Below are 22,901 nucleotides of genomic sequence, written 5' to 3' on the forward strand. Positions count from 1 at the left end.
AATCAGACAACCTCTACCGGAGTGCTGTCCAGACGACCCAACGCCTGGATCACGACGCCCGCTTCAAGCAGACGCATGCAGTTGTAATGGCCGAAACGGCACGTACGGTCGAAGCACGGACTGCACTCGATACCTAACTGGACAATCTCGACCTCATCGGCCAAAGGCGGCGTAAACCCCGGCGACGTCGAGCCATACACGGCCACCAGCGGGCGATTAAGCGCCGCTGCCACGTGCATCAGGCCCGAGTCGTTGGACACCACCGAATCGGCGCAGGACAACAGATCGATGGCTTCGGCCAGCGAGGTCTGGCCACTGAGATTGACGGACTCTTCGCGCAGACCGGGAATCAGGTTCTGGCGGATGGTTTCGCCGACCGGATGATCCTTCTGCGAACCAAACAACCAGACCTGCCAGCCTTCGCGGATGCGGGCATCGGCGACCTGAGCGTAATGCTCGGCAGGCCAGCGCTTGGATTCGCCGAACTCGGCTCCCGGACACAGCGCCAGCACCGGGCGGTCCAGGGTCAGGCCGAACTTGGCGAGCGCCGCATCGCGGGTCGCAGGATCGATCTGCAGACTGGGCTTGGGATACGGGCGCGGCAGTTCGGCATCCTTGTCGTAAGCCAGGGCCATGAAGCGCTCGATCATCAACGGGTAACGCTCTTTGTCGAGGGTGCGCACATCGTTGAGCAGGCCGTAGCGAAACTCGCCACGCCAACCGGTGCGTTTTTTGATGCCGGCAAAGAACGGCACCAGCGCGGACTTGAGCGAATTGGGCAGCAAAATGGCCTGATCGTACTGGCCCGCCAGCGACTTGCCGATGCGTCGGCGCGTTGCCAGATCAAGGGCACCGTGGCCGAGCGGAAAGCTCAGCGCAGCGCGCACTTCAGGCATGCGTTCCAGCAACGGACGACTCCATTCGGGCGCCAGTACGTCGATCTGGCACTCGGGATGACGCTGTTTCAGGCACTGGAACAGCGTTTGCGCCATTACCATGTCACCGACCCAGCTAGGCCCAACGATCAGAATATTCATGCTTCATCCAAAAACGATCGGAAACGATCAGGGAGGCCGATCAGACTGCGTGACATGCCCACACAACCTGTCGCCTCCCTGTCATAGCTTTATAGAGTGTTACCTGAAACAGACAGGGTCGCCGCCGACTCAGCTCAACCCCATCTGCGCCCAGATCCGCATCACCTCACGCCGCTCGCAATGGAACTGATCGCCGCTGACTACACCTGCCTGCTTCTGCAGAGCCTGCCGATGCGCCGCCGAGCGGTACGCCTTGTAGGCTTCGCGCAACAGGCTGGCATCGGCGTCGGGCAACAACCCGGCCTCTTCCAGCCCTTCAAGAATACGAATGTTATCGGTGTATTGCAGCAGCCCCGGATGCTCTCTGGACCACGCCAAGGCCGCGTATTGCACCATAAATTCGATATCGACGATACCACCGGCGTCCTGCTTGAGGTCGAACGGCATGGAGGACTCGAACGCATTGGCCGCCCTGCCGGCCGCTGTCAGACGGCTGCCAAGGTTGTCCCGCATCTTGGCGCGCATCTCGCTGACTTCGGCGCGCAGCTTGTCCAGATCACGCTCGCGCCCCAGCACCTCGGCCCGCACCCGCTCGACCTCGCGGCCCACGTCGGGGCTGCCGGTCAGCACGCGCGCGCGCACCAGCGCCTGGTGTTCCCAGGTCCAGGCTTCCTTGTCCTGATAGCGAGCGAATGCACCGAGCGAGCTGACCAGTAGCCCCGACGCACCCGATGGACGCAAACGCATGTCCACGTCATACAACTGACCGGAGTTGGTCTGGGTGGTGAGCAGGTGAATGATCCGCTGCCCCAGCCGGGTAAAGAACTGCGCGCTGTCTATCGGCTTGGCGCCATCGGTTTCGGCTTGCGGGTCGCCATCATGGATGAACACCAGGTCAAGGTCCGACCCATGTCCCAGCTCGATGCCGCCCACTTTGCCGTAGCCGACGATCACAAAGCCCGGATCGCACAATGTCCCGTCCGCACGAGACGGGGTGCCATGCCGCGCCACGCTGTGCCGCCAGGCCAGCGCCAGCACTTGCTCAAGAATCGCCTCGGCCAGCCAGGTCAGGTAATCGCTGACCTTCATCAACGGCAGGCTGCCGGTAATCTCGGACGCCGCCACGCGCAGGCTGTGGGCCAGTTTGAAGTGCCGCAGGGCCTCCATCTGCTGCTCAAGGTCATCCTCAGGAATGCGGATCAAGCGCTCGCGCAGTTCAGCTGCCAATTCCGGCGCCAGTGGCGGGTTGAACAGGCGCCCTTCATTGAGCAGCTCATCGAGCAGCAACGGGAAGCGGGCAATCTGTTCAGCGATCCACGGGCTGGCCGCGCACAGCGTCAGCAAGCGGCGCAACGCATCGGGGTTTTCGGTGAGCAGCACCAGATAGGCCGAACGCCGCGCCACCGCTTCCACCAGCGGCAGCACGCGTTCAAGCACCAGATCCGGCTTGCTGTGTTCGACCGCCTGAGCCAGCAGGCGTGGAATGAATGCATCCAGGCGCTCGCGACTAAGACGCTGCATCGAACGCAGGTGCGGGCTGCTGCGCAGGTTGGCCAGATGCTTGATGGCCGCTTCCGAATTGACGAACCCGGCCTGGGAAAGCTGGCGACTTGCCGCTTCCTCATCCTGAGATTCCTCCCACAGCGGCAGCCACTCGCCGCCGACAACGACCTCTTCATCTTCCGGCTCATCATCGGGATCGGTATCAGGGTCGGCGATGACCTGCCTGAAATGCCAGGACACCCGCCCGCGCCAGTACATCAGTTGCTCGTGGAAACTCGCCCAGTCGGCAAAGCCCATCATCAATGCGATGCGGGCCTGATCCTGTTCGTTGTCGGGCAGCATCTGCGTCTGGCGGTCGGCAATCGCCTGAATCGCATGCTCGGTGTAGCGCAGAAACTCGTAGCCCTCGCGCAGCTCTTCAGTGACCGCGCCGGGCAGATAACCCTGCCCCTCCAGCGTCTTGAGTACCTTGAACAGCGGGCGCTGCTGCAGGCTCAGGTCGCGACCACCGTGAATCAACTGGAACGCCTGGGCGATGAACTCGACTTCACGAATCCCGCCTGCGCCCAGTTTGATGTTCTCGGCCATGCCTTTGCGCTTCACTTCCTGCTGAATCAACTGCTTCATGGTGCGCAGCGCTTCGATGGCGGAGAAGTCCAAGTAACGGCGATAGACAAACGGACGCAGCATGGCCAGCAATTCGGCGCCCGCCTTCTGATCGCCGCCCACCACGCGGGCCTTGATCATCGCGTAACGCTCCCAGTCGCGGCCCTGATCCTGGTAATACTGCTCCAGCGCATTGAAGCTGAGCACCAGCGCCCCGGATGAACCGTAAGGCCGCAGGCGCATGTCGACGCGGAACACGAAACCGTCGACCGTCACCGGGTCCAGCGCCTTGATCAGCCGCTGGCCCAGACGAATGAAGAATTCCTGATTGTCGAGGGGACGCTTAATACCGACCGTTTCGCCGCCTTCCGGGTAGCCGAAGATCAGATCGATGTCCGAAGACAGGTTCAGCTCGACCGCGCCCAGCTTGCCCATGCCCAGGATCACCATGTGCTGCGGCAGGCCAGTACGCCGCCCGGTTGGCGTACCGAATTGCTGGCAGTGGCGTTCATACAGCCACTGGTAAGCCAGGTCGATGCAGCCATCGGCCATGTCCGACAGGTCACGGCAGGTCTCGATCAAATCCGCCTGACGTGTCAGGTCGCGCCAGATAATCCGCACTTGCTGACGCATGCGTTGGCGACGTAGATTACGCCCCAACTCGTCGTCGGTGGTCGAGGTGCTCAACGCCTCGGCGATTTGCCCGCGCAACTGGCCAGCAGAGAAGCTACGCTCCAGTGCGCCCGAATCCGCCATCTCCAGCAGCATGCCGGGATCGCGGCACACCTGCTCGGTCACGAAATCGCTGGCGGCGCAGACCCGGTCGAACGCTTGGCGACGCGACTCGGGCCAGGCGTCGAAAGAGGCCAGTGCTTCGGGTGAAAGTTCAGCCAGAGCTGTACGAAAGGTCTGTTGTGCACGGGTAATCAGTGGCAGCAGAATGGCCGGAAAATCGGCCAGTGAAGGTAGGCTCATGGTCTATCCTTGATCGGCGAGTGAAAGGCTACTTGCCATGACTGCGAGATTCATCCATCACCGCCGCTTGTCGAACAAAGGTTATAAATTGCTGGAAAAATCGTTTTAGAAGCATAAAATCCCGACTTTTTACCACAGCACATTCAACACCCATCAACAGTAGCGTTTTATCTCACAACACAACAGGAGCGATTAGGTCGCTTCTCTGTAGTTTTACTACTGGTTCAGTTACTCGGAGGGCTGAAATAGTCGTCGATTTGTAGTAAAACTACACGCCGCCGGGCCAACCCTCCGGTAATCCAAGAATTTATGTCGTCTGCCCACAAGGCCAGTCGCAAACTCAGGCAACCGATTCTGGAAGCCTTTCCGCCCTGGAGCAAGCCATGCAAGACCTCGATCCCGTCGAAACCCAGGAATGGCTGGACGCCCTGGAATCGGTTCTCGACAAAGAAGGCGAAGACCGTGCTCATTACCTGATGACCCGTCTGGGCGAACTCGCCACCCGCAGTGGTTCGCAGTTGCCTTACGCCATCACCACGCCTTACCGCAACACGATCCCTGTCACCCACGAAGCACGCATGCCTGGCGACCTGTTCATGGAACGCCGCATTCGCTCCCTGGTGCGCTGGAACGCTCTGGCGATGGTTGTTAAAACCAACCTGAACGACCCGGATCTGGGCGGTCACATTTCGAGCTTCGCCTCCAGTGCCACACTGTATGACATTGGCTTCAACTACTTCTTCCAGGCCCCGACCGAAGAACACGGCGGCGACCTGATCTACTTCCAGGGTCACGCATCGCCAGGCGTTTACGCCCGTGCGTTCATGGAAGGTCGCATCACCGAAGAGCAGATGAACAATTTCCGTCAGGAAGTCGATGGCAATGGCCTGTCGTCTTATCCACACCCGTGGCTGATGAAAGATTTCTGGCAGTTCCCAACGGTATCAATGGGCCTTGGTCCGATCCAGGCGATCTACCAGGCACGCTTCATGAAGTACCTGGAACACCGCGGCTTCATCCCGGAAGGCAAGCAGAAAGTCTGGTGCTTCCTGGGCGACGGCGAGACCGACGAGCCGGAATCCCTGGGCGCCATCGCCCTGGCCGGTCGCGAGAAGCTGGACAACCTGATCTTCGTCGTGAACTGCAACCTGCAGCGTCTGGACGGTCCGGTTCGCGGCAACGCCAAGATCATCCAGGAACTGGAAGGCGTGTTCCGTGGTGCTCAGTGGAACGTCACCAAAGTCATCTGGGGCCGTTTCTGGGACCCACTGCTGGCCAAGGACGTCGACGGTATCCTGCAGCGTCGTATGGACGAAGTCATCGACGGCGAATACCAGAACTACAAGGCCAAGGACGGCGCGTTCGTCCGTGAGCACTTCTTCAACTCGCCTGAACTCAAGGCGATGGTTGCCGACCTGTCCGACGACGAGATCTGGAAACTCAACCGTGGTGGTCATGACCCGTACAAGGTCTATGCCGCGTACCACGAAGCCGTCAACCACAAGGGTCAACCGACCGTGGTTCTGGCCAAGACCATCAAGGGTTATGGCACCGGCGCCGGTGAAGCGAAAAACACTGCGCACAACACCAAGAAGGTCGACGTCGACAGCCTGCGTCACTTCCGTGACCGCTTCGACATCCCGGTCAAGGACTCCGAACTGGAAGCCCTGCCGTTCTACAAGCCGGAAGAAGGCAGCGCCGAAGCCCGCTACCTGAGCGAGCGCCGTGCCGCACTGGGCGGTTTCGTGCCACAGCGTCGCGCACAGAGCTTCAACCTGCCGACGCCGCCGCTGGAAACCCTCAAGGCGATCCTTGACGGTTCGGGCGACCGCGAAATCTCCACCACGATGGCATTCGTGCGCATCCTGACCCAACTGGTCAAGGACAAGGAAATCGGCCAGCGCATCGTTCCGATCATCCCGGACGAAGCCCGTACCTTCGGTATGGAAGGCATGTTCCGCCAACTGGGCATCTACTCCTCCGTCGGCCAGCTCTACGAGCCAGTCGATAAAGAGCAGGTGATGTTCTACCGCGAGGACAAGAAGGGCCAGATTTTGGAGGAAGGCATCAACGAAGCGGGCGCCATGTCCTCCTTCATCGCTGCCGGTACGTCGTACAGCAGCCACAACCAGCCGATGATTCCGTTCTACATCTTCTACTCGATGTTCGGTTTCCAGCGTATCGGCGACCTGGCGTGGGCCGCTGGCGACAGCCGCACCCGTGGCTTCCTGGTCGGCGGCACCGCCGGTCGTACCACACTGAACGGCGAAGGCCTGCAGCACGAAGACGGTCATAGCCACATCCTGGCGTCGACCATCCCGAACTGCCGCACCTTCGACCCGACCTACGGCTATGAGCTGGCGGTGATCATTCGCGAAGGCATGCGCCTGATGTTCGAAGAACAACAGGACGTTTTCTACTACCTGACCGTGATGAACGAGTCCTACACCCAGCCTGCCATGCCGGCCGGTGTGGAAGACGGCATCATCAAGGGCATGTACCTGCTCGAAGAAGACACCAAGGAAGCGGCGCACCACGTCCAGTTGCTGGGCTCGGGCACCATCCTGCGTGAAGTTCGCGAAGCGGCGAAGATCCTGCGTGACGAGTTCAACATCGGCGCCGACGTCTGGAGCGTTACCAGCTTCAACGAACTGCGTCGCGACGGTCTGGCGGTAGAGCGCAACAACCGCCTGCACCCAGGCCAGAAGCCTGAACTGAGCTACGTCGAGCAGTGCCTGAACGGTCGCAAGGGTCCGGTCATCGCATCGACCGACTACATGAAGCTGTTCGCTGACCAGATTCGTCAGTGGGTTCCAACCAAGGAATACAAAGTCCTGGGCACCGACGGTTTCGGCCGTAGCGACAGCCGCAAGAAGCTGCGTCACTTCTTCGAAGTCGACCGTCACTTCGTTGTGCTGGCAGCCCTGGAAGCCTTGGCTGATCGCGGCGATATCGAACCTAAAGTGGTGGCTGAAGCCATTTCCAGGTTCGGCATCGATCCAGAAAAACGCAATCCACTGGACTGCTAAGAGTCTGCTTCAAGAGCGCTGATCAGAGCGTGAACAGCCGAGGATGCGGAATTTACCCAGCGTAAATGAGCATCCAAGGCTGTTTCGTTGTAACTGAACCAGCGTATTCGTGAGTGAACAGGTTCTCCCAAGGAGATACAGAGTGAGTGAGCTAATTCGCGTACCCGACATCGGCAACGGTGAAGGTGAAGTCATTGAATTGATGGTCAAGGTCGGTGATCGCATCGAAGCCGACCAGAGCGTTCTGACGCTTGAGTCCGACAAGGCAAGCATGGAAATCCCTGCTCCCAAGGCGGGCGTGATCAAGGCCATGAAGGTCAAGCTGGGCGACCGCCTGAAAGAAGGCGACGAGTTGTTCGAGCTGGAAATCGAAGGCGAGGCTGCTGCCGCGCCGGCCGAGGCCGCGCCTGCTGCTGCCCCGGCTGCTGCCGAAAAACCGGCTGAAGCCGCACCTGCACCAGCCGCCGCACCAGCGCCTGCCGCTGCCGCTTCGGTTCAGGACATCCACGTGCCGGACATCGGTTCGTCGGGCAAGGCCAAGATCATCGAACTGATGGTCAAGGTCGGCGACAGCATCCAGGCCGATCAATCACTGATCACCCTGGAATCCGACAAGGCCAGCATGGAGATTCCCTCTCCGGCAGCGGGCGTGGTCGAAAGCATCGAAGTCAAGCTGGACCAGGAAGTCGGCACCGGCGACCTGATCCTCAAGCTGAAAGTCGAAGGCGCAGCACCGGCCGCAGCCCCTGCTCCGGCAGCCAGCGCACCGGCGGCAGCACCGGCCAAGACTGAAGCCGCACCGGCTCCGGCCGCAGCACCTGCTCCCAAGGCAGACGCCGCGCCAGCACCGGCTGCTCCGGCCAAAGACGGCGCCAAGGTCCACGCAGGCCCGGCGGTGCGTCAACTGGCCCGCGAATTCGGCGTCGAGCTGAACGCGGTCAGCGCCTCCGGCCCACACGGCCGAGTGCTGAAGGAAGACGTTCAGGCTTACGTCAAGGCCATGATGCAGAAGGCCAAGCAAGCACCAGCTGGCGGCGCAAGCGGCGGCATGGGCATCCAGCCGATCCCGGAAGTCGACTTCAGCCGTTTCGGCGAAATCGAAGAAGTGCCGATGACACGCCTGATGCAACTGGGCGCAACCGGTCTGCACCGCAGCTGGCTGAACATCCCGCACGTCACGCAATTCGACCAGGCCGACATCACCGAACTGGAAGCTTTCCGCGTCGCGCAGAAAGGCGCTGCCGAGAAGGCTGGCGTCAAGCTGACCGTGCTGCCTTTGTTGCTCAAGTCCTGCGCACACCTGCTCAAGGAACTGCCGGACTTCAACGCCTCGCTGGCACCTAGCGGCAAGGCGGTGATCCGCAAGAAGTACGTGCACATCGGCTTTGCCGTGGACACCCCGGACGGCCTGCTGGTCCCGGTCATCCGCGACGTCGATCAGAAGAGCCTGCTGCAACTGGCTGCCGAAGCTGCTGCACTGGCTGAAAAGGCCCGTACCAAGAAGCTGACCGCCAACGACATGCAAGGCGCCTGCTTCACCATCTCCAGCCTCGGTCACATTGGCGGCACTGGCTTCACGCCAATCGTCAACGCGCCGGAAGTGGCGATCCTGGGTGTTTCCAAGGCCACCATCCAGCCTGTCTGGGACGGTAAAGCCTTCCAGCCAAAACTGATGCTGCCTCTGTCGCTGTCTTACGATCACCGCGTGATCAACGGCGCGGCCGCTGCCCGCTTCACCAAGCGCTTGAGCGAATTGCTGGCGGACATCCGCACAATCCTGCTGTAAGCCCGAGCAGGCCCGCCTCACGGCGGGCCTTGCCGCACGTGTTTACGAGCTGCCACGCTCGAACCTCAACCCCGCCTTCAAGCGGGGCTTTTTTTTGCCTGCTGGTTCGTGACCGTCGATATGAAGCAGCGCCTCACTGGCCGCCTGACCATGATGATCGTGCGTCCCGTCGCAAGATGACGCGAAACGCTAACGTCTGCACGTTTAACCGATTAGTTTCACGAGCTATCGGCTGCCTTATGCGCGACTATTCCCCTCTAAAGGCAGGCCTTTTACCCCTCAAAACTGAATCGTTTCGCCTATCCGACCACCTGCGCTGAAGATCTGGCCCTTGCGGCCGACACTTTTATAGCACTAAGCCACCGCAGTCTCTTGTAAGCCTGACCTGCATGATGCAACCTTGCCATACGCGTATGCAGGCCTTTGGCCCAACGCAATCAGTATTCCGGAAGCGAATTTGTTGATGAAGAGCCAGACCGATGCTGCCGGTAGATCCGCAGCCGAGGTAGTGACGCAATTGCCCGTGCCTTCGCGCCTGGGCATGCTGCGTTTCGAGCGGCTTAATGAAGCCAATTGGGCGCTGTTGTACCTCGACGCTAACTGTGAAAAACAGTTCGGCCTGTCTGCCGTGGATCTCTGCGCCCTGATTGGATCACCCTACGCCAGCCTGATGGAGCCTGAAGCGCGCTATCAGTTGCACGACGAGGTGCAGCTGCAACTGGCCACGTCCAACAATTATTCGATTCGCTACACGCTGCACACCCCCAAAGGCCCGCTCGCCCTGCTGGAAATCGGCGAAGCCTACAAGCAGCACAATCGTCACCTTCTGCGCGGTTACCTGCTCATCGTCGAAGCCTCGCTCGCAGAAGACGAGCCGCCAGTCGACAGCGACCTTGAAACACGCAACTCGCGCCTGCAAATCGCGCTGGAGCTCAACCAGCGCGCCCAGCGTGACCAGTACGCGCATCTGGAGCGTGTACGCGCCCAGCAGGACCTGATCCTGCGCCTGACGCGCCACCGCTACACGACCACCAACACCTTGCTGGAAGCCGCAGAGCTGATCACCAAAAGCGCCTGCGACATCTATGACGTCGATCGCGTCTGCATCTGGAACCTCAACGACACGTGCCTGGAGCCGATTGCCGATTATTGCCGTGAAACGGGCAGTTATAAGCCTCGCTCAATCGTCGATATCAGCCCCTACCCCAACTACTTGCAGGCGCTGCACACCAGCCGAGCCATTGACGCGGCCAACGCCCAGTCCGATCCTCGCACCCGGGAGATGGCCGAAATCCTCTACCCGATGCAGGTCAACGCCATTCTCGACGCGAGCATTCGCATCGATGGCCAGGTGGTGGGCGTGCTGTGCCTGGAGCAGACCGGCGCCACACGCGAATGGCAGTCCGACGAGATCGCCTTCGCCGGCGAGCTGGCCGACCAGTTCGCGCAGGTCATCAACAACCTCAACCGACGCGCCGCGACCAATGCGCTGCACTTGTTTCAGCGCGCGGTCGAGCAAAGCGCCAACGCTTTTCTGCTGGTCAATTGCGACGGCGTGGTCGAGTACGTCAACCCAAGCTTCACGGCCATCACTCAGTACAGCTCCGAAGAAGTGGCTGGCCGCAAGCTGTCGGAGCTGCCGGCGCTGGAGAATCTCAACGAGCTGTTACTGGAAGCCAATTCCAGCCTGACCACGAGCAACAGTTGGCAGGGCGAGTTCAAGAGCCGTCGCAAGAACCTGGAACCGTACTGGAGCCAATTGTCGATCTCCAAAGTCTACGGCGACAACCGGGAGCTGACGCATTACATAGGCATCTACGAAGACATTACGCAAAGCAAGCTCGCGCAACAGCGAATCGAGCGCCTTGCCTACACCGACAACCTGACCAATCTGGGCAATCGACCCGCGTTCATTCGCAACCTGGATGAGCGTTTCGGCCGTGACACCGACACGCCCATGAGCCTGCTGTTGGTCGACATCGACAACTTCAAGCGCATCAACGACAGCCTGGGCCACCAGACCGGCGACAAGCTGCTGATCAGCCTCGCACGCCGCCTGCGCAACACGTTGAGCCCGACTGACGTCCTGGCGCGTTTTGCCAGTAACGAGTTCGCGGTCCTGCTCGACCACACCGATCAGGAGGCAGGCCAGGCCATCGCCAGCCAGGTACTGGCGACGCTGGACAAGCCGATGTTCGTCGATAACCAGTTGATCAGCGTCACCGGCTCCGTCGGGCTCGCCTGTGCGCCTCTGCACGGACGCGACCCGCAAACCCTGATGAAGAACGCAGGTCTGGCGCTGCACAAGGCCAAGGCCAACGGCAAGCATCAGGTACAAGTGTTCACCGAAGCGCTGAACGCCGAGGCCAGCTATAAGCTGTTCGTGGAGAACAACCTGCGTCGCGCCCTGACGCAAAACGAGCTGGAAGTCTTCTATCAGCCCAAACTCTGCCTGCTGACGGGCCGCTTGATCGGTATGGAAGCGTTGCTGCGCTGGAATCACCCCGAGAAGGGCATGATTCGTCCTGACCAGTTCATCAGCGTGGCGGAAGAAACCGGCCTGATCATCCCGATCGGCAAATGGGTGGCTCGCCAGTCTTGCCGCATGAGCAAGGACCTGACCGCCGCCGGTTTCGGCAATCTTCAGGTGGCCATCAACGTCTCGCCCAAACAGTTCTCCGACCCGGACCTGGTGTCCTCGATTGCCTCGATCCTCAAAGAGGAAGCGCTCGACCCGTCGCTGCTGGAACTGGAGCTGACCGAAGGCCTGTTGCTGGAAGCCACCGAGGACACACGCCAGCAGTTGGACTCGCTGAAAAAGCTCGGCCTGTCGCTGGCGATGGACGACTTCGGCACCGGATACTCGTCGTTCAGCTATTTGAAAAAATTTCCCATCGATGTGATCAAGATCGATCGCAGCTTCATCCGCGACATTCCGGATGATGAAGACGACATGGAAATCACCTCGGCGGTCATTGCAATGGCGCACAACCTCAAGCTCAAGGTCGTGGCCGAGGGCATTGAAACCGCAGCTCAATTGGCCTTCCTGCGCCGCCACCGCTGCGACGTCGGACAGGGTTATCTGTTCGACAAGCCCATCCCCGGCGAAGAGCTAATCCAGAAACTGCAACGTTACCCGCGCCGACCGTCCGCCTGACCACCCCTTCCTGAGCCCTTCACTGTCGGGCACACTGTCGGTCTGTTTTTACACGGCAGCTCTTGTTTCTGCGTGTAACGGGACCTATGTACTTGTATTCATCCGTCCTGGCCCCTGCTGCCTGTCTCTAAACGAGAGGATATGGTTCATGACTTTGCGCTCGGAAATTCTAGTGAATAAAAACGTACTGCCTACCGCCGAACAAGCACTGCCGGGTCGTGAAACCCCAATGGCGCTCCCGGAAACCCATTACGTCAACGGCAACCCACTGTTGGGGCCGTTCTCCAACAATGTGGAATTCGCCATCTTCGGCATGGGTTGCTTCTGGGGCGCCGAACGCCGCCTGTGGCAACAGGAAGGTGTGGTGAGCACGGCCGTAGGCTATGCGGGCGGCTTCACGCCGAACCCGACCTACGAAGAAGTCTGCTCCGGCCTGACAGGCCACACCGAAGTGGTGCTGGTTGTCTACGAGCCCGAGAAAATCAGCTATGAGTCGCTGCTCAAAGTGTTCTGGGAAGCCCATAACCCGACTCAGGGCATGCGCCAAGGCAACGACATCGGCACGCAATACCGCTCGGTGATCTACTGCACGATGCCTGAACAACTCGACGCCGCCAAAGCCAGCGCCGAAGCGTTTCAGGCTGAACTGAGCAAGGCCGGGCTGGGCGGGATCACTACTGAAATCGAAGAGGCGCCGACAGTGTTCTTCGCCGAGGCGTATCACCAGCAGTACCTGGCGAAGAATCCGCAGGGCTATTGCGGCCTGGGCGGCACCGGGGTTTGTCTGCCGGCTTGAGGCCAGGTACTGATCGTGCCCTGACTGCATACCGGTGGAGCGGACCTGTCCGCGAAAAGGCTGGTACATCTGACGGCTATGCAGTGGGTGATCGTGCCGACGCTCCGCGTGGGCACGCATCCCGTGACGCTGCGCGTCACATCCTTATATACCCCTTCTAACCGTGTCCCCGGACGCGGAGCGTCCCGAGAGGCGTTACCACGCTGGAGCGTGGTAACGATCAATCATTGCGCACTCCATCACTCCGCAATCAACCAATCCATCTTCCAGCCGCCCTGTGTCTGACCCAGTTTGTCGGCCAGGTAGGGCATCAGCTCGCGCAGTTCTTCTTCAAGCCCCCACGGCGGGTTGGCGATGGCCAGGCCGGAGCCGTTCAGGCTGGCCGGTGTGTCCAGCGGATGGACGTACAGTTCGACGCGCAGCAGCTTGGGCGCGCCGGTTTCAGCGAGGTCCTGATAGAAGCGTCTGAGCAGGCGCGGGTCCTTGATCGGATACCAGATCGCCGCCACTGTCTGGCGCATGCGTCCAATGGTTTCCTTCAGCGCCACGGCGCAGCGCTTCATTTCATCGAGCTGCTCGAAGGGTGGATCGATGAGCATCACCGCACGCTTCTCGGCAACCGGCAGCAATGCACGCGGCACATGCCAGCCTTCGCCCAGGTGAACGGCGACGCGACGATCACCCTTCATGTTTTCTTTGAGCAGACGGCCGTCTTCGGGGTGCTTCTCATTAAGCAGTACACGCTCGCGTTCACGGGTCAGGCGACGGGCCAGCTCGGGGGAGCCGGGGTAGTAGCGCAGTTCACCCTCCGGGTTCATGTCGTGCAGCACTTGCAGGTAATCGGCAGCTAAAGCAGGCACGTCTGACGCGTCCCACAAACGGCCAATGCCTTCCAGCCATTCGCCGGTACGGGTGGCCTGATCGCCTTTCAGGTCGTACAGCCCAAGGCCTGCGTGGGTGTCGAGATAGGCGAACGGCTGCTCCTTGCGCGCCATGAGGGCGATCAAGCGAGTCAGTGCGATGTGTTTGAACACGTCGGCGTGGTTGCCAGCGTGGTAGGCGTGACGGTAATTCATGGCAGCTCCTGGAAGGCTGCGCAGTTTAGCAAAACTGAGCGGTGAACAAGAATTTGTAACGTATTTGCGGGATCTGTCCCTTTCCTTTGCAGGACGTTTCCGAGAAACTCCCGAGCCCTTGTGCCTGTCGATCCTGGTCACTACTCTGCGCCGGTCGCTGCAAATTCAGCGATGAGGAGTAGTAGCCCTCGTTCTCCAGGCGCAATGCGCCACCTTGTGCAAGGCGCTTTTTTACGGCCTGCATTTTATGGTGGTCGTGCGTGGGGCATCTTCGGATGCACCGGGTTCCTGGACCGGGCTACTACCTGCGCATGATCACCACCCTCGTTTAGTAGCCGAAGGTGATGGTCTTCTATGAGAGTTTCAGGAGATACATCACATGCTAAAAATCGTCCCCGATCCACCCGCCTTCCGAGCCAATCCCACCATGAGCCATGAAGACGCGCTCATGCACGCCAGCGACCTGCTGCGCTGCGCAGTGACCAGCGCCTATGAATTCAGCGACAGCATGAGCGGCGCCCAGCGCGACCTTACGTTGACGATCATGCACCTGGCCGAAATGGCCAAGGTCATGGTGGACCAGACGCTGGACAGCCTGTCCACCCACTGAAAACGACACGCTCTTAGCCAATCCGGCCATTGGCGAGACAATAGGGTTGCCCGAGCGTAAGGCTGCTACCAGAATCGAGGCACATTCGAACAAGGAAAGACACGCCATGATGCACGCGGACCTGATTGATCAAGAAGACCTGATTGGCCAATTCAGGGCGCTAGGCTTCGAGATGCCCGGCGGCGCCACAGCCGAACAGGCCTGCGCCCACGTGGTGCGCGGCCTCAACGCAGAGCGCGCCACCGCACTTCGGCGTCTGGTCGAACAACTCCTGACCGGCAGCGCCACCATCCTCCCTGCCGTGCGCCAAGCCATAGACCAGCAACTGCTGCCTGCATTGGCGGCATACAGACAGAGTCAGGGCTGAATCGGGTGTGACGCGGAGCGCGTCCTCACACAACACGGACCCTACTGACGAAACGTCATCGTGTGGGAGGCGGCTCGCCGGCGAAGCGGTGGTCCAGGCCACAGGCAAGTGACTGAACTGACGCTATCCTGCAAGCCGCTCCCCAAGGTCCCGTGTCTGCGGCGAGCCAGCCCTCAACCCTGCGAAAGCGTCTTGGCAATCACTTCAACCGTCGCACTGACTTGATCTTCATACCGCGCCAGCTCGCCCTTGTGCTTGTCTTTCAGGTCGATCTGTTGGGAGCACAGGTTCAGCGCGGCCAGCACGAGCAGGCGGTCGCCGATGAGGGTCGGGTATTTGCGTTTGGTATCGGCCAGCGAGGCGTTGAGCATGGCGGCGGCCTGGAGGAGTTTGACGTCCTCGCCTTCCGGGGCTTTTACCGAGTATTGATTGCCCAGGATCGAAAGGACGGTCACCCCGTCTCGGTCGAAGCTCATGCGCCGACAGCGCTGGCGCTGGTTGCCCGATCAACCAGTGCCTGAATACGGGCGGCGGTGCTGCCCTGCTTTTCTTCCTGTTCCATCAGACTCAGCTGCAAACTGTCGTTTTCGTCCCTGACTTTTGCCAACTCTGCGGTGAGCTGGGCGTTCGTTTCCTGCAGGTTCTGGTTCTGGTGTACCAGGTCACCGACAAGGTGTTCCAACTGGCTTAGGGAGGCTTCCAACATTTTGATTACTCAAGCAAATTTCAACGGGCGCACACGATAAAGAAAAGTCACTGCGCATGCCAGCGTCCAGGCCCTTGGGCGCGGGCGTCTTACGTCATGGACACGTCGATAACGGAACGCATGGGGGCCTTGTGACTACGATAATGAGGCCTTGTTCCGGCTGTTCGTCAGACCGTTCCCGCCTGCGACAAAAACGCACAGCCGCAGGGCACCACTCTGTGGGCCAGAAGCCCCGGCAGTCAGTATTTTCAAGGCGTTGCGACTGTAAAACCGTCAGCGTGAAAAAAACGTCATGAAACGGGCGGCGCGGATTGGAACACAGCGCTCAAGTGTTCAGACATCTGACCGATAGGCCCCCACTCACGTTACGTTTTGTTTCTGTCGCATGGAATGCGCACTCTGACTCTGGAAGCCATCTATGTCCCTTCGCAATATGAATATCGCCCCGCGCGCCTTTCTTGGGTTTGCCATGATCGGCGCGCTGATGCTGATCCTCGGTGTTGTCGCCCTGTCGCAGATGAGCAAGATTCGCGGCGCGACCGAAGTGCTCGCCGACAATAACGTGCCTAGCATCAAAAGCCTGGATCGCTTTGCGGAAGTCAGTATCCGTCTGCGGGTTTTGTCCTACCGCCTGCTGGTCAATCGCGAGCCGGAGATTCAGCAAAAGACCATCGAATTGCTGGCCATGCGCAACAAGCAGATCAACGATGCCCAGGCCATTTACGAGAAGCTGATCAGCGACCCGAATGAGCGAGCGCTTTACAACCAGTACGTCCAATTGCTCGGGCAGTACCGTGATCTTGAATCGCGCATGAAAACCCTGACGCTTGCCAACAAGGTTGATGAGCTGCAGGACCTGCTTAACAAAGACATGCTCAGTAACTCTGACCAGATGAACGCCGTACTGATCAAGCTCGTCGACATCAACACCGCGCAATTGATGCAGGTGAAGAAGCAGGCAGCCGAAGAGTACGAGTCGGCGTTCAACAGGGTCATCGGTTTGTTGATAGCCGCCACGCTGCTGACCCTCGTGTTCGCCTGGATGCTGATCAAAAGCATCACCACGCCCATAGCAGCTGCATTGACTGCCGCCGAAACCATTGCCCAAGGCAACCTGACGCAGCCGATCAACGTGGACGGCACCGATGAGGCCGGTCGTCTGCTGCAAGCGATGAAAACCATGCAGGACAAGCTGCGCGATACCCTGCAGCGTATTTCCGGCTCGGCCACACAGCTGGCGTCTGCCGCCGAAGAGCTGAACGCGGTGACCGACGAAAGCGCACGCGGACTGGTGCAGCAGAACGACGAAATCGAGCAGGCCGCCACGGCGGTCAACGAGATGACCAGCGCAGTGGAAGAAGTGGCGCGCAACGCGACCAGCACCTCCGAAGCGTCACGCAACGCCACCGCTTCGGCAGGCGACGGACGCGATCTGGTATTGGAAACGGTCAATGCCATTGAGCGCATGAGCGGCGATGTGAAGGAAACCGCAGAGCTGATCGGCAATCTGGCCAATGAATCCCGCGACATCGGCAAGGTGCTGGACGTGATTCGAGGCTTGGCAGATCAGACCAACCTGCTGGCGCTGAACGCTGCCATCGAGGCTGCGCGTGCGGGTGAAGCCGGCCGTGGGTTTGCAGTAGTGGCTGATGAGGTTCGCGCCCTCGCCCATCGCACCCAACAGTCGACCAGCGAAATCGAACGCATGATCGGCAGCATTCAGGGCGGTACGGAGCAAGCGGTCAGCTCGATGCGAAACAGCACCGAGCGCGCCGAATCGACCTTGAGCATTGCCAAAGGCGCGGGCCTTGCGCTGGACACCATCAACAGCGCGGTGGAAGAGATCAACGAGCGCAATCTGGTGATCGCCAGTGCGGCGGAAGAACAGGCACAAGTGGCGCGTGAAGTGGACCGCAACCTGGTCAACATCCGCGACCTGTCCGCCCAGTCCACCACCGGCGCCAACCAGACCAGCGCAGCCAGCACCGAGCTGTCGCGCCTGGCGGTCGACTTGAACAGCATGGTTGGGCGGTTCAGCCTTTAATCAACGCCCTGCCAACGCCCTGCGTCCACTAGGGAATGTGACGCAGAGCGTCACGGGCGGCGTGCTCAAGATGATCGTTGCTATGCTCTGCGTGGGTATGCCGCTCAGGACGCTCTGCGTCAGGTCTTGCGTCTGATCGGCGTTCTACAGCCTGACACTCGCAAATGTCGATTCATTGCGCGCCTGGCTCAGTGCCGACATCGGCCCTGACAGCGGTGCCAGTACCATTGCCTGCGGGATCGGCATCATGGCGACTTGCTGTGCTGTGTTGGAGCCTACGCGCTCGTCGCGCGGCGGGATGCCGAAGTATTCGCGGTAGCACTTGGAAAAGTGCGGCGTGGAAACAAAGCCGCAGACCGACGCCACTTCAATGATCGACATGGGCGTCTGCTTGAGCAATTGCCTGGCCCGGATCAGGCGCAGTTTGAGGTAATAGCGCGACGGCGAGCAGTGCAGGTATTTCTGGAACAACCGCTCCAGCTGCCGGCGGGAAACCGCAACGTAGACGGCCAGTTCGTCGAGGTCGATGGGCTCTTCGAGATTGGCCTCCATCAGCGCCACGATCTCCTGAAGCTTGGGCTGATTGGTGCCCAGCATGTGTTTGAGCGGCACGCGCTGATGATCCTGCTCGTTGCGAATGCGCTCGTAGACAAACATCTCGGAAATCGCCGCCGACAGTTCGCGGCCATGATCACGGCTGATCAAGTGCAGCATCATGTCCAGCGGCGCAGTGCCGCCGGAGCTGGTGAAACGGTTGCGGTCCAGGGTGAACAGGCGCGTGCTCATCGCCACCCGAGGGAAGGCTTCCTGCATGGAAGCCAGGCATTCCCAGTGCACGCTGCAATCGAAACCGTCCAGCAGACCGGCACAGGCCAGCGCCCAACTGCCCGTACACACCGCGCCCAGACGACGGGACTGACGCGCCTGACTTTGCAGCCAGCTCACGTGTTCGCGAGTCACGGTACGCTGAATGCCGACACCGCCACAGACGATAACCGTGTCCATGACCGGCGCTTGCTGCATCGCAGCGTCCGGGGTGATCTGCAGGCCGTCGCTGGCCCAGACCTGGCCACCGTCCAGACTCAGCGTGGTCCATCGATACAGCTCACGGCCCGACAGCTGATTGGCCATACGCAGGGGTTCTACCGCCGAAGCGAGGGAGATCAGTGTGAAGTTATCCAGCAGCAGAAAACCGATGGATTGCGGGGCGCGGTTCTGGGGTTGAGTCCCTTGATTGAACGATGTCATCACACTATCTCCTTTCACGTGGCGGGGTCGGCTTCAGGCGAGGCTCTTGTTATGGCCCTCATCAATACCGGGCTTTGCAAAGACATCGCAAATCCCATGCCTGAACTTGATCAGGTATTCAATAACCCCTGAAAACGACGTCGCGATGCGTCTGCCCGGTCGCGACGTACCTGTCTGTTTGCGACCGTGAGGCCCGTCATGGCCACGCGGGATGAGCAATTCGGTAGCACCTGAAGGAAATACACAGAAACAGGGCACGTGGGAAGTGCTACTCAAAGCACAGGGGACAGAGCCATTGGCCATCGCTCGCTCACGCGCTAAAAGGTGGCGGTCGGGAAGCGAGGTGTTCAAAAATCGAGCAGGCGATTGACGTCTAAAAACGGCAATGCCCCCTCCACTCCGGAACTAACCTCGGTTAACCCCCTCAAAAAGACCGCTTTCGCGGACGCGCTGCTCGCCATCAAACGAGTGAGTGACGAGGCTTTCCAGGACCGAGAGCCTGCCTCCGGCTCTGCTACGCTGGAGCCGCATTGCCCGCAGCATGAGCCATTGCGCACGCGCTCGACGCCTGGCACCGACACGCTCATACCGACCAGCGCCAAAGGCTTCGAGCCGCGCGACCAGCAAACGTTTTTGGCCGTTTTCTGGCGGCTCCACCCTGCAGAAGTGCGCTTGCACGATGGAATAAATCTGTAAGCGACCTTGCGCACACTGGATGCGACTCCTCCTGTACTGGATACGACGCCCCCAGTATGCGTTTGATTTCCCCTGTTACATGATCGGCCTCACCTCGATCGCCGGGCGCAGTGTTGGGGCTTCGCGAAATGCATAGCCAACCCATAAGTCGCGTCAGTGCTCGCCTCTTCTGAGGCCGGGCAGGTGACCAAGAAGAAACTTAAAGGAGTCCACCCATGAAAGGTTCCAAACCGTTGCTGTTGGCCGCCACGCTCTGTTTACCGGTGCTGGCACAGGCCGCTGAACCAGAAGCCTGTCATACCGTGAACTTCTCCGATGTCGGCTGGACCGACATCACCGTGACCACCGCCGTCACCAGCGCTGTACTCGAATCCCTCGGCTACAAGACCAAAACCACCATGATTTCCGTTCCCGTGACCTACAAGTCGCTGGCGGATGGCAAGAACATGGACGTGTTCCTGGGAAATTGGATGCCGACGATGGAAAACGACATCAAGGCCTATCGCGAAGCAGGCACCGTCGAAACCGTTCGAGCCAACCTGGAAAACGCCAAGTACACCCTCGCCGTACCGGAAGCGCTCTACAACAAGGGCCTGAAAGATTTTTCCGACATTGCCAAGTTCAAGAAGGAACTGGGCGGCAAGATCTACGGCATCGAGCCGGGCAACGACGGCAATCGTCTGATCCAGAGCATGATCGACAAGAACGCTTTCGGCCTGAAAGACGCAGGTTTCAAAGTGGTCGAGTCCAGCGAAGCCGGCATGCTGTCGCAGGTTGACCGTGCGACCCGTCGCGACACCGACGTGGTGTTCCTGGGCTGGGAACCGCACCCGATGAACAAGCGCTTCAAGATGAAGTACCTGACCGGTGGCGACGAGTTCTTCGGCCCCAACTACGGCCAGGCAACCATCTACACCAACACGCGCAAGGGCTATACCCAGGAATGCAGCAACGTAGGCCAGTTGCTCAAGAACCTGTCGTTCACCCTGGACATGGAAAGCACGCTGATGGGTAACGTGCTGGAAGACAAGATGAAGCCGGATGCCGCTGCCAAGGCGTGGCTGAAGAAGAACCCTCAAGTGCTCGATACCTGGCTCGCGGGTGTGACCACTGTTGACGGCAAACCGGGGTTGGACGCAGCCAAAGCCAAGCTGACCCAGTAAGCCGACTGCAGGCGGGCTCGACCCGCCTGCAGTCCTCACTTTCTCCCGCAAGCGGACAATCACTATCATGCTGACTGATCATAAAATCCCTTTGGGCGAGTACATCGCCGCGTTCGTCGACTGGTTGACGCAAAATGGCGCCGACTACTTCGATGCGATTGCCTCGACACTGGAAATGATGATCCACGGGCTGACCTTCGCCCTCACCTGGTTCAACCCGCTGGTACTGATCGGCCTCATCGCCGCCCTCGCGCACTTCATCCAGCGCAAATGGGGCTTGACGGTGTTCGTCATCCTCTCGTTCCTGCTGATCCTGAACCTGCATTACTGGCAGGAAACGATGGAGACCCTGGCGCAAGTGCTGTTCGCCACGATGGTCTGTGTCGTGATCGGCGTGCCGCTGGGCATCATTGCCGCGCATAAACCGATGTTCTACACGGTCATCCGCCCGCTGCTCGATCTGATGCAGACGGTGCCCACTTTCGTTTATCTGATTCCGACCCTGACGCTGTTCGGCCTGGGCGTGGTGCCCGGTCTGATTTCGACGGTGGTGTTCGCCATCGCCGCGCCGATTCGCCTGACCTACCTGGGCATCCGCGACGTGCCCCAGGAACTGCTCGACGCGGGCAAGGCCTTCGGTTCTTCACGCCGCCAGCTGCTGACACGAATCGAACTGCCCTACGCCATGCCAAGCATCGCGGCCGGTATCACCCAGTGCATCATGCTGTCGTTGTCGATGGTGGTGATCGCCGCGCTGGTCGGTGCCGACGGCTTGGGCAAACCTGTGGTCAATGCATTGAACACCGCTGATATCGCACTGGGCTTCGAAGCAGGCCTGGCAATCGTATTGTTGGCCATCATGCTCGACCGCATCTGCAAGCAACCCGAAGCCAAGGTAGGGTCCGACGCATGAGTATCATCAAATTCGACAAGGTAGACGTCATCTTCTCCAAGGATCCGCGTGAGGCCCTCAAGCTGCTGGATGAAGGCCTGACGCGTGACCAGATCCTCAAGAAAACCGGGCAGATCGTGGGCGTGGAAAACGCCACCCTGGAAATCGAGAAAGGCGAAATCTGCGTCTTGATGGGCCTGTCCGGCTCCGGCAAATCCAGCCTGCTGCGCTGCATCAACGGGCTCAACACCGTGAGCCGCGGCTCGCTGTTCGTCGAGCATGAAGGCTCGCAGATCAACATCGCCAACTGCACAGCGGCAGAACTGAAAATGATGCGCACCAAGCGTATTGCGATGGTCTTCCAGAAGTTCGCCCTGATGCCTTGGCTGACCGTGCGCGAAAACATCAGTTTCGGCCTCGAAATGCAGGGTCGTCCTGAAAAGGAACGGCGCAAGCTGGTGGACGAGAAGCTCGAACTGGTCGGCCTGACGCAGTGGCGCAACAAGAAACCGGACGAACTTTCCGGCGGTATGCAGCAGCGTGTGGGCCTGGCCCGCGCATTGGCGATGGACGCCGACATCCTGCTGATGGACGAACCGTTCTCGGCGCTTGACCCGTTGATCCGCCAAGGCCTGCAAGATGAGCTGTTGGCACTGCAAAGCAAGCTGAGCAAGACCATCGTGTTCGTCAGCCATGACCTGGATGAGGCGCTGAAACTGGGCAGCCGCATCGCGATCATGAAAGACGGTCGCATCGTTCAATACAGCGTGCCAGAGCAGATCGTGCTCAACCCGGCGGATGAATACGTGCGCACGTTTGTCGCTCATACCAACCCGCTGAATGTGCTGTGCGGCCGCAGCCTGATGCGCACGGTCGATCAATGCACCCGGGTGAATGGCTCGCTGTGCCTGGACCCGGGTGGCGATTCCTGGCTGGACCTGGCCGACGGCAATGTCATCAAAAGCGCACGCCAGGGCACCGACTCGCTGGACCTGCAAAACTGGACACCTGGTCAGGACGTCAACACCCTCGACCGCCGCCCGACCCTCGTGCACTCCAACATCGGCATGCGCGACGCCTTGCAAATCCGCTACCAGACCGGTAACAAACTGGTGCTTCAGGATGGCGACCAGGTCGTCGGCATTCTGGGTGATACCGAGCTGTATCACGCATTGCTGGGCAAGAATCACGGTTGAAGGAGCGTATAGCC

At 60.0% G+C, this 22,901-nt stretch carries 17 protein-coding genes and 1 pseudogene; 12 read left to right on the forward strand and 6 right to left on the reverse strand.

All coding sequences use genetic code 11. From position 1 onward, the window contains the following. Positions 1-2: 2 nt before the first annotated feature. A complete protein-coding gene (gene waaF / locus ALP40_RS23985) occupies positions 3-1,037 on the reverse strand; it encodes a lipopolysaccharide heptosyltransferase II (protein ID WP_122210618.1) in 1,035 nt (344 codons plus the stop codon). Between the two features lie 129 nt (positions 1,038-1,166). Beyond that, positions 1,167-4,121, reverse strand: a complete 2,955-nt coding sequence (gene glnE / locus ALP40_RS23990) for a bifunctional [glutamate--ammonia ligase]-adenylyl-L-tyrosine phosphorylase/[glutamate--ammonia-ligase] adenylyltransferase (RefSeq protein WP_122210619.1) — start codon at positions 4,119-4,121, stop codon at positions 1,167-1,169. Between the two features lie 383 nt (positions 4,122-4,504). Between glnE and aceE the strand changes: the two genes are divergently transcribed. From aceE to msrA, 4 genes are all read left to right on the forward strand, one after another. Continuing rightward, positions 4,505-7,150, forward strand: coding sequence for a pyruvate dehydrogenase (acetyl-transferring), homodimeric type (gene aceE, locus ALP40_RS23995; protein ID WP_122210620.1), 2,646 nt, complete (start codon positions 4,505-4,507; stop codon positions 7,148-7,150). 142 nt (positions 7,151-7,292) lie between these two features. Beyond that, positions 7,293-8,936, forward strand: a complete 1,644-nt coding sequence (aceF, locus tag ALP40_RS24000; RefSeq protein WP_122210621.1) for a dihydrolipoyllysine-residue acetyltransferase — start codon at positions 7,293-7,295, stop codon at positions 8,934-8,936. Positions 8,937-9,399: 463 nt separating this feature from the next. After that, positions 9,400-12,093 carry a GGDEF and EAL domain-containing protein gene (locus ALP40_RS24005; RefSeq protein ID WP_122210622.1) on the forward strand — a complete coding sequence of 898 codons (2,694 nt, stop codon included), beginning with the start codon at positions 9,400-9,402 and terminating at the stop codon, positions 12,091-12,093. 148 nt (positions 12,094-12,241) lie between these two features. Then, positions 12,242-12,889, forward strand: coding sequence for a peptide-methionine (S)-S-oxide reductase MsrA (msrA, locus tag ALP40_RS24010; RefSeq protein ID WP_122210623.1), 648 nt, complete (start codon positions 12,242-12,244; stop codon positions 12,887-12,889). A gap of 239 nt (positions 12,890-13,128) precedes the next feature. Here the strand turns inward: msrA and ALP40_RS24015 are convergent, their stop codons facing one another. Beyond that, positions 13,129-13,965, reverse strand: a complete 837-nt coding sequence (locus ALP40_RS24015; RefSeq protein WP_122210624.1) for a 23S rRNA (adenine(2030)-N(6))-methyltransferase RlmJ — start codon at positions 13,963-13,965, stop codon at positions 13,129-13,131. Positions 13,966-14,392: 427 nt separating this feature from the next. Between ALP40_RS24015 and ALP40_RS24020 the strand changes: the two genes are divergently transcribed. After that, positions 14,393-14,575, forward strand: a complete 183-nt coding sequence (locus ALP40_RS24020; protein ID WP_236442890.1) for a DUF6124 family protein — start codon at positions 14,393-14,395, stop codon at positions 14,573-14,575. A gap of 106 nt (positions 14,576-14,681) precedes the next feature. Continuing rightward, positions 14,682-14,942: a hypothetical protein gene (locus ALP40_RS24025; RefSeq protein WP_122210626.1), complete on the forward strand. Its 261-nt coding sequence runs from the start codon at positions 14,682-14,684 to the stop codon at positions 14,940-14,942. A gap of 173 nt (positions 14,943-15,115) precedes the next feature. On the opposite strand, the gene ALP40_RS24030 is transcribed toward ALP40_RS24025, so the two are convergent. Both ALP40_RS24030 and ALP40_RS24035 read right to left on the reverse strand, forming a co-directional pair. Then, on the reverse strand, positions 15,116-15,418 hold the full coding sequence (locus ALP40_RS24030) for a cell division protein ZapA (protein WP_122210627.1): 303 nt from the start codon (positions 15,416-15,418) through the stop codon (positions 15,116-15,118). Continuing rightward, on the reverse strand, positions 15,415-15,648 hold the full coding sequence (locus tag ALP40_RS24035; RefSeq protein WP_122210628.1) for a hypothetical protein: 234 nt from the start codon (positions 15,646-15,648) through the stop codon (positions 15,415-15,417). Before ALP40_RS24035 ends, ALP40_RS24030 begins: the two co-directional genes overlap by 4 nt. 433 nt (positions 15,649-16,081) lie before the next feature. Between ALP40_RS24035 and ALP40_RS26260 the strand changes: the two are divergent. Together ALP40_RS26260 and ALP40_RS26265 are read left to right on the forward strand one after the other, a co-directional pair. Then, positions 16,082-16,837 (forward strand): annotated as a pseudogene (locus ALP40_RS26260) (MCP four helix bundle domain-containing protein); the annotation flags it as partial. After that, positions 16,829-17,692: a methyl-accepting chemotaxis protein gene (locus ALP40_RS26265; protein WP_409077539.1), complete on the forward strand. Its 864-nt coding sequence runs from the start codon at positions 16,829-16,831 to the stop codon at positions 17,690-17,692. The pseudogene ALP40_RS26260 and the gene ALP40_RS26265, both read left to right, overlap by 9 nt. Positions 17,693-17,836: 144 nt before the next feature. On the opposite strand, the gene ALP40_RS24045 is transcribed toward ALP40_RS26265, so the two are convergent. Beyond that, complete coding sequence (locus ALP40_RS24045) at positions 17,837-18,940, reverse strand: GlxA family transcriptional regulator (protein ID WP_122210630.1); 1,104 nt, start codon at positions 18,938-18,940, stop codon at positions 17,837-17,839. A gap of 366 nt (positions 18,941-19,306) precedes the next feature. Between ALP40_RS24045 and ALP40_RS24050 the strand changes: the two genes are divergently transcribed. The 4 genes from ALP40_RS24050 to choV all read left to right on the forward strand — a co-directional run bounded on the left by ALP40_RS24050 (position 19,307) and on the right by choV (position 22,887). After that, positions 19,307-19,636 carry a hypothetical protein gene (locus tag ALP40_RS24050; RefSeq protein WP_122210631.1) on the forward strand — a complete coding sequence of 110 codons (330 nt, stop codon included), beginning with the start codon at positions 19,307-19,309 and terminating at the stop codon, positions 19,634-19,636. A 215-nt stretch (positions 19,637-19,851) separates the two neighbouring features. Next, a complete protein-coding gene (locus tag ALP40_RS24055; RefSeq protein WP_122210632.1) occupies positions 19,852-20,799 on the forward strand; it encodes a choline ABC transporter substrate-binding protein in 948 nt (315 codons plus the stop codon). A 64-nt stretch (positions 20,800-20,863) separates the two neighbouring features. Beyond that, positions 20,864-21,712 (forward strand): choline ABC transporter permease subunit, encoded by an 849-nt coding sequence (choW, locus tag ALP40_RS24060; protein WP_181114592.1) that lies wholly within the window; start codon positions 20,864-20,866, stop codon positions 21,710-21,712. Then, complete coding sequence (gene choV, locus ALP40_RS24065; protein ID WP_122210634.1) at positions 21,709-22,887, forward strand: choline ABC transporter ATP-binding protein; 1,179 nt, start codon at positions 21,709-21,711, stop codon at positions 22,885-22,887. Before choW ends, choV begins: the two co-directional genes overlap by 4 nt. Positions 22,888-22,901: the final 14 nt, after the last annotated feature.

It is taken from the genome of Pseudomonas viridiflava, assembly GCF_003702045.1.
Taxonomy (GTDB): domain Bacteria; phylum Pseudomonadota; class Gammaproteobacteria; order Pseudomonadales; family Pseudomonadaceae; genus Aquipseudomonas; species Aquipseudomonas viridiflava_C.

Coding starts and splice junctions, on each gene's coding strand:
- ALP40_RS26265 (WP_409077539.1), top strand. CDS start 16,829: ATGCAGGACAAGCTGCGCGATACCCTGCAGCGTATTTCCGGCTCGGCC.
- ALP40_RS24055 (WP_122210632.1), top strand. CDS start 19,852: ATGAAAGGTTCCAAACCGTTGCTGTTGGCCGCCACGCTCTGTTTACCG.
- ALP40_RS24015 (WP_122210624.1), bottom strand. CDS start 13,965: ATGAATTACCGTCACGCCTACCACGCTGGCAACCACGCCGACGTGTTC.
- ALP40_RS24025 (WP_122210626.1), top strand. CDS start 14,682: ATGATGCACGCGGACCTGATTGATCAAGAAGACCTGATTGGCCAATTC.
- choV (WP_122210634.1), top strand. CDS start 21,709: ATGAGTATCATCAAATTCGACAAGGTAGACGTCATCTTCTCCAAGGAT.
- waaF (WP_122210618.1), bottom strand. CDS start 1,037: ATGAATATTCTGATCGTTGGGCCTAGCTGGGTCGGTGACATGGTAATG.
- msrA (WP_122210623.1), top strand. CDS start 12,242: ATGACTTTGCGCTCGGAAATTCTAGTGAATAAAAACGTACTGCCTACC.
- ALP40_RS24030 (WP_122210627.1), bottom strand. CDS start 15,418: ATGAGCTTCGACCGAGACGGGGTGACCGTCCTTTCGATCCTGGGCAAT.
- ALP40_RS24020 (WP_236442890.1), top strand. CDS start 14,393: ATGAGCCATGAAGACGCGCTCATGCACGCCAGCGACCTGCTGCGCTGC.
- aceE (WP_122210620.1), top strand. CDS start 4,505: ATGCAAGACCTCGATCCCGTCGAAACCCAGGAATGGCTGGACGCCCTG.
- ALP40_RS24005 (WP_122210622.1), top strand. CDS start 9,400: ATGAAGAGCCAGACCGATGCTGCCGGTAGATCCGCAGCCGAGGTAGTG.
- ALP40_RS24035 (WP_122210628.1), bottom strand. CDS start 15,648: ATGTTGGAAGCCTCCCTAAGCCAGTTGGAACACCTTGTCGGTGACCTG.
- glnE (WP_122210619.1), bottom strand. CDS start 4,121: ATGAGCCTACCTTCACTGGCCGATTTTCCGGCCATTCTGCTGCCACTG.
- ALP40_RS24045 (WP_122210630.1), bottom strand. CDS start 18,940: ATGACATCGTTCAATCAAGGGACTCAACCCCAGAACCGCGCCCCGCAA.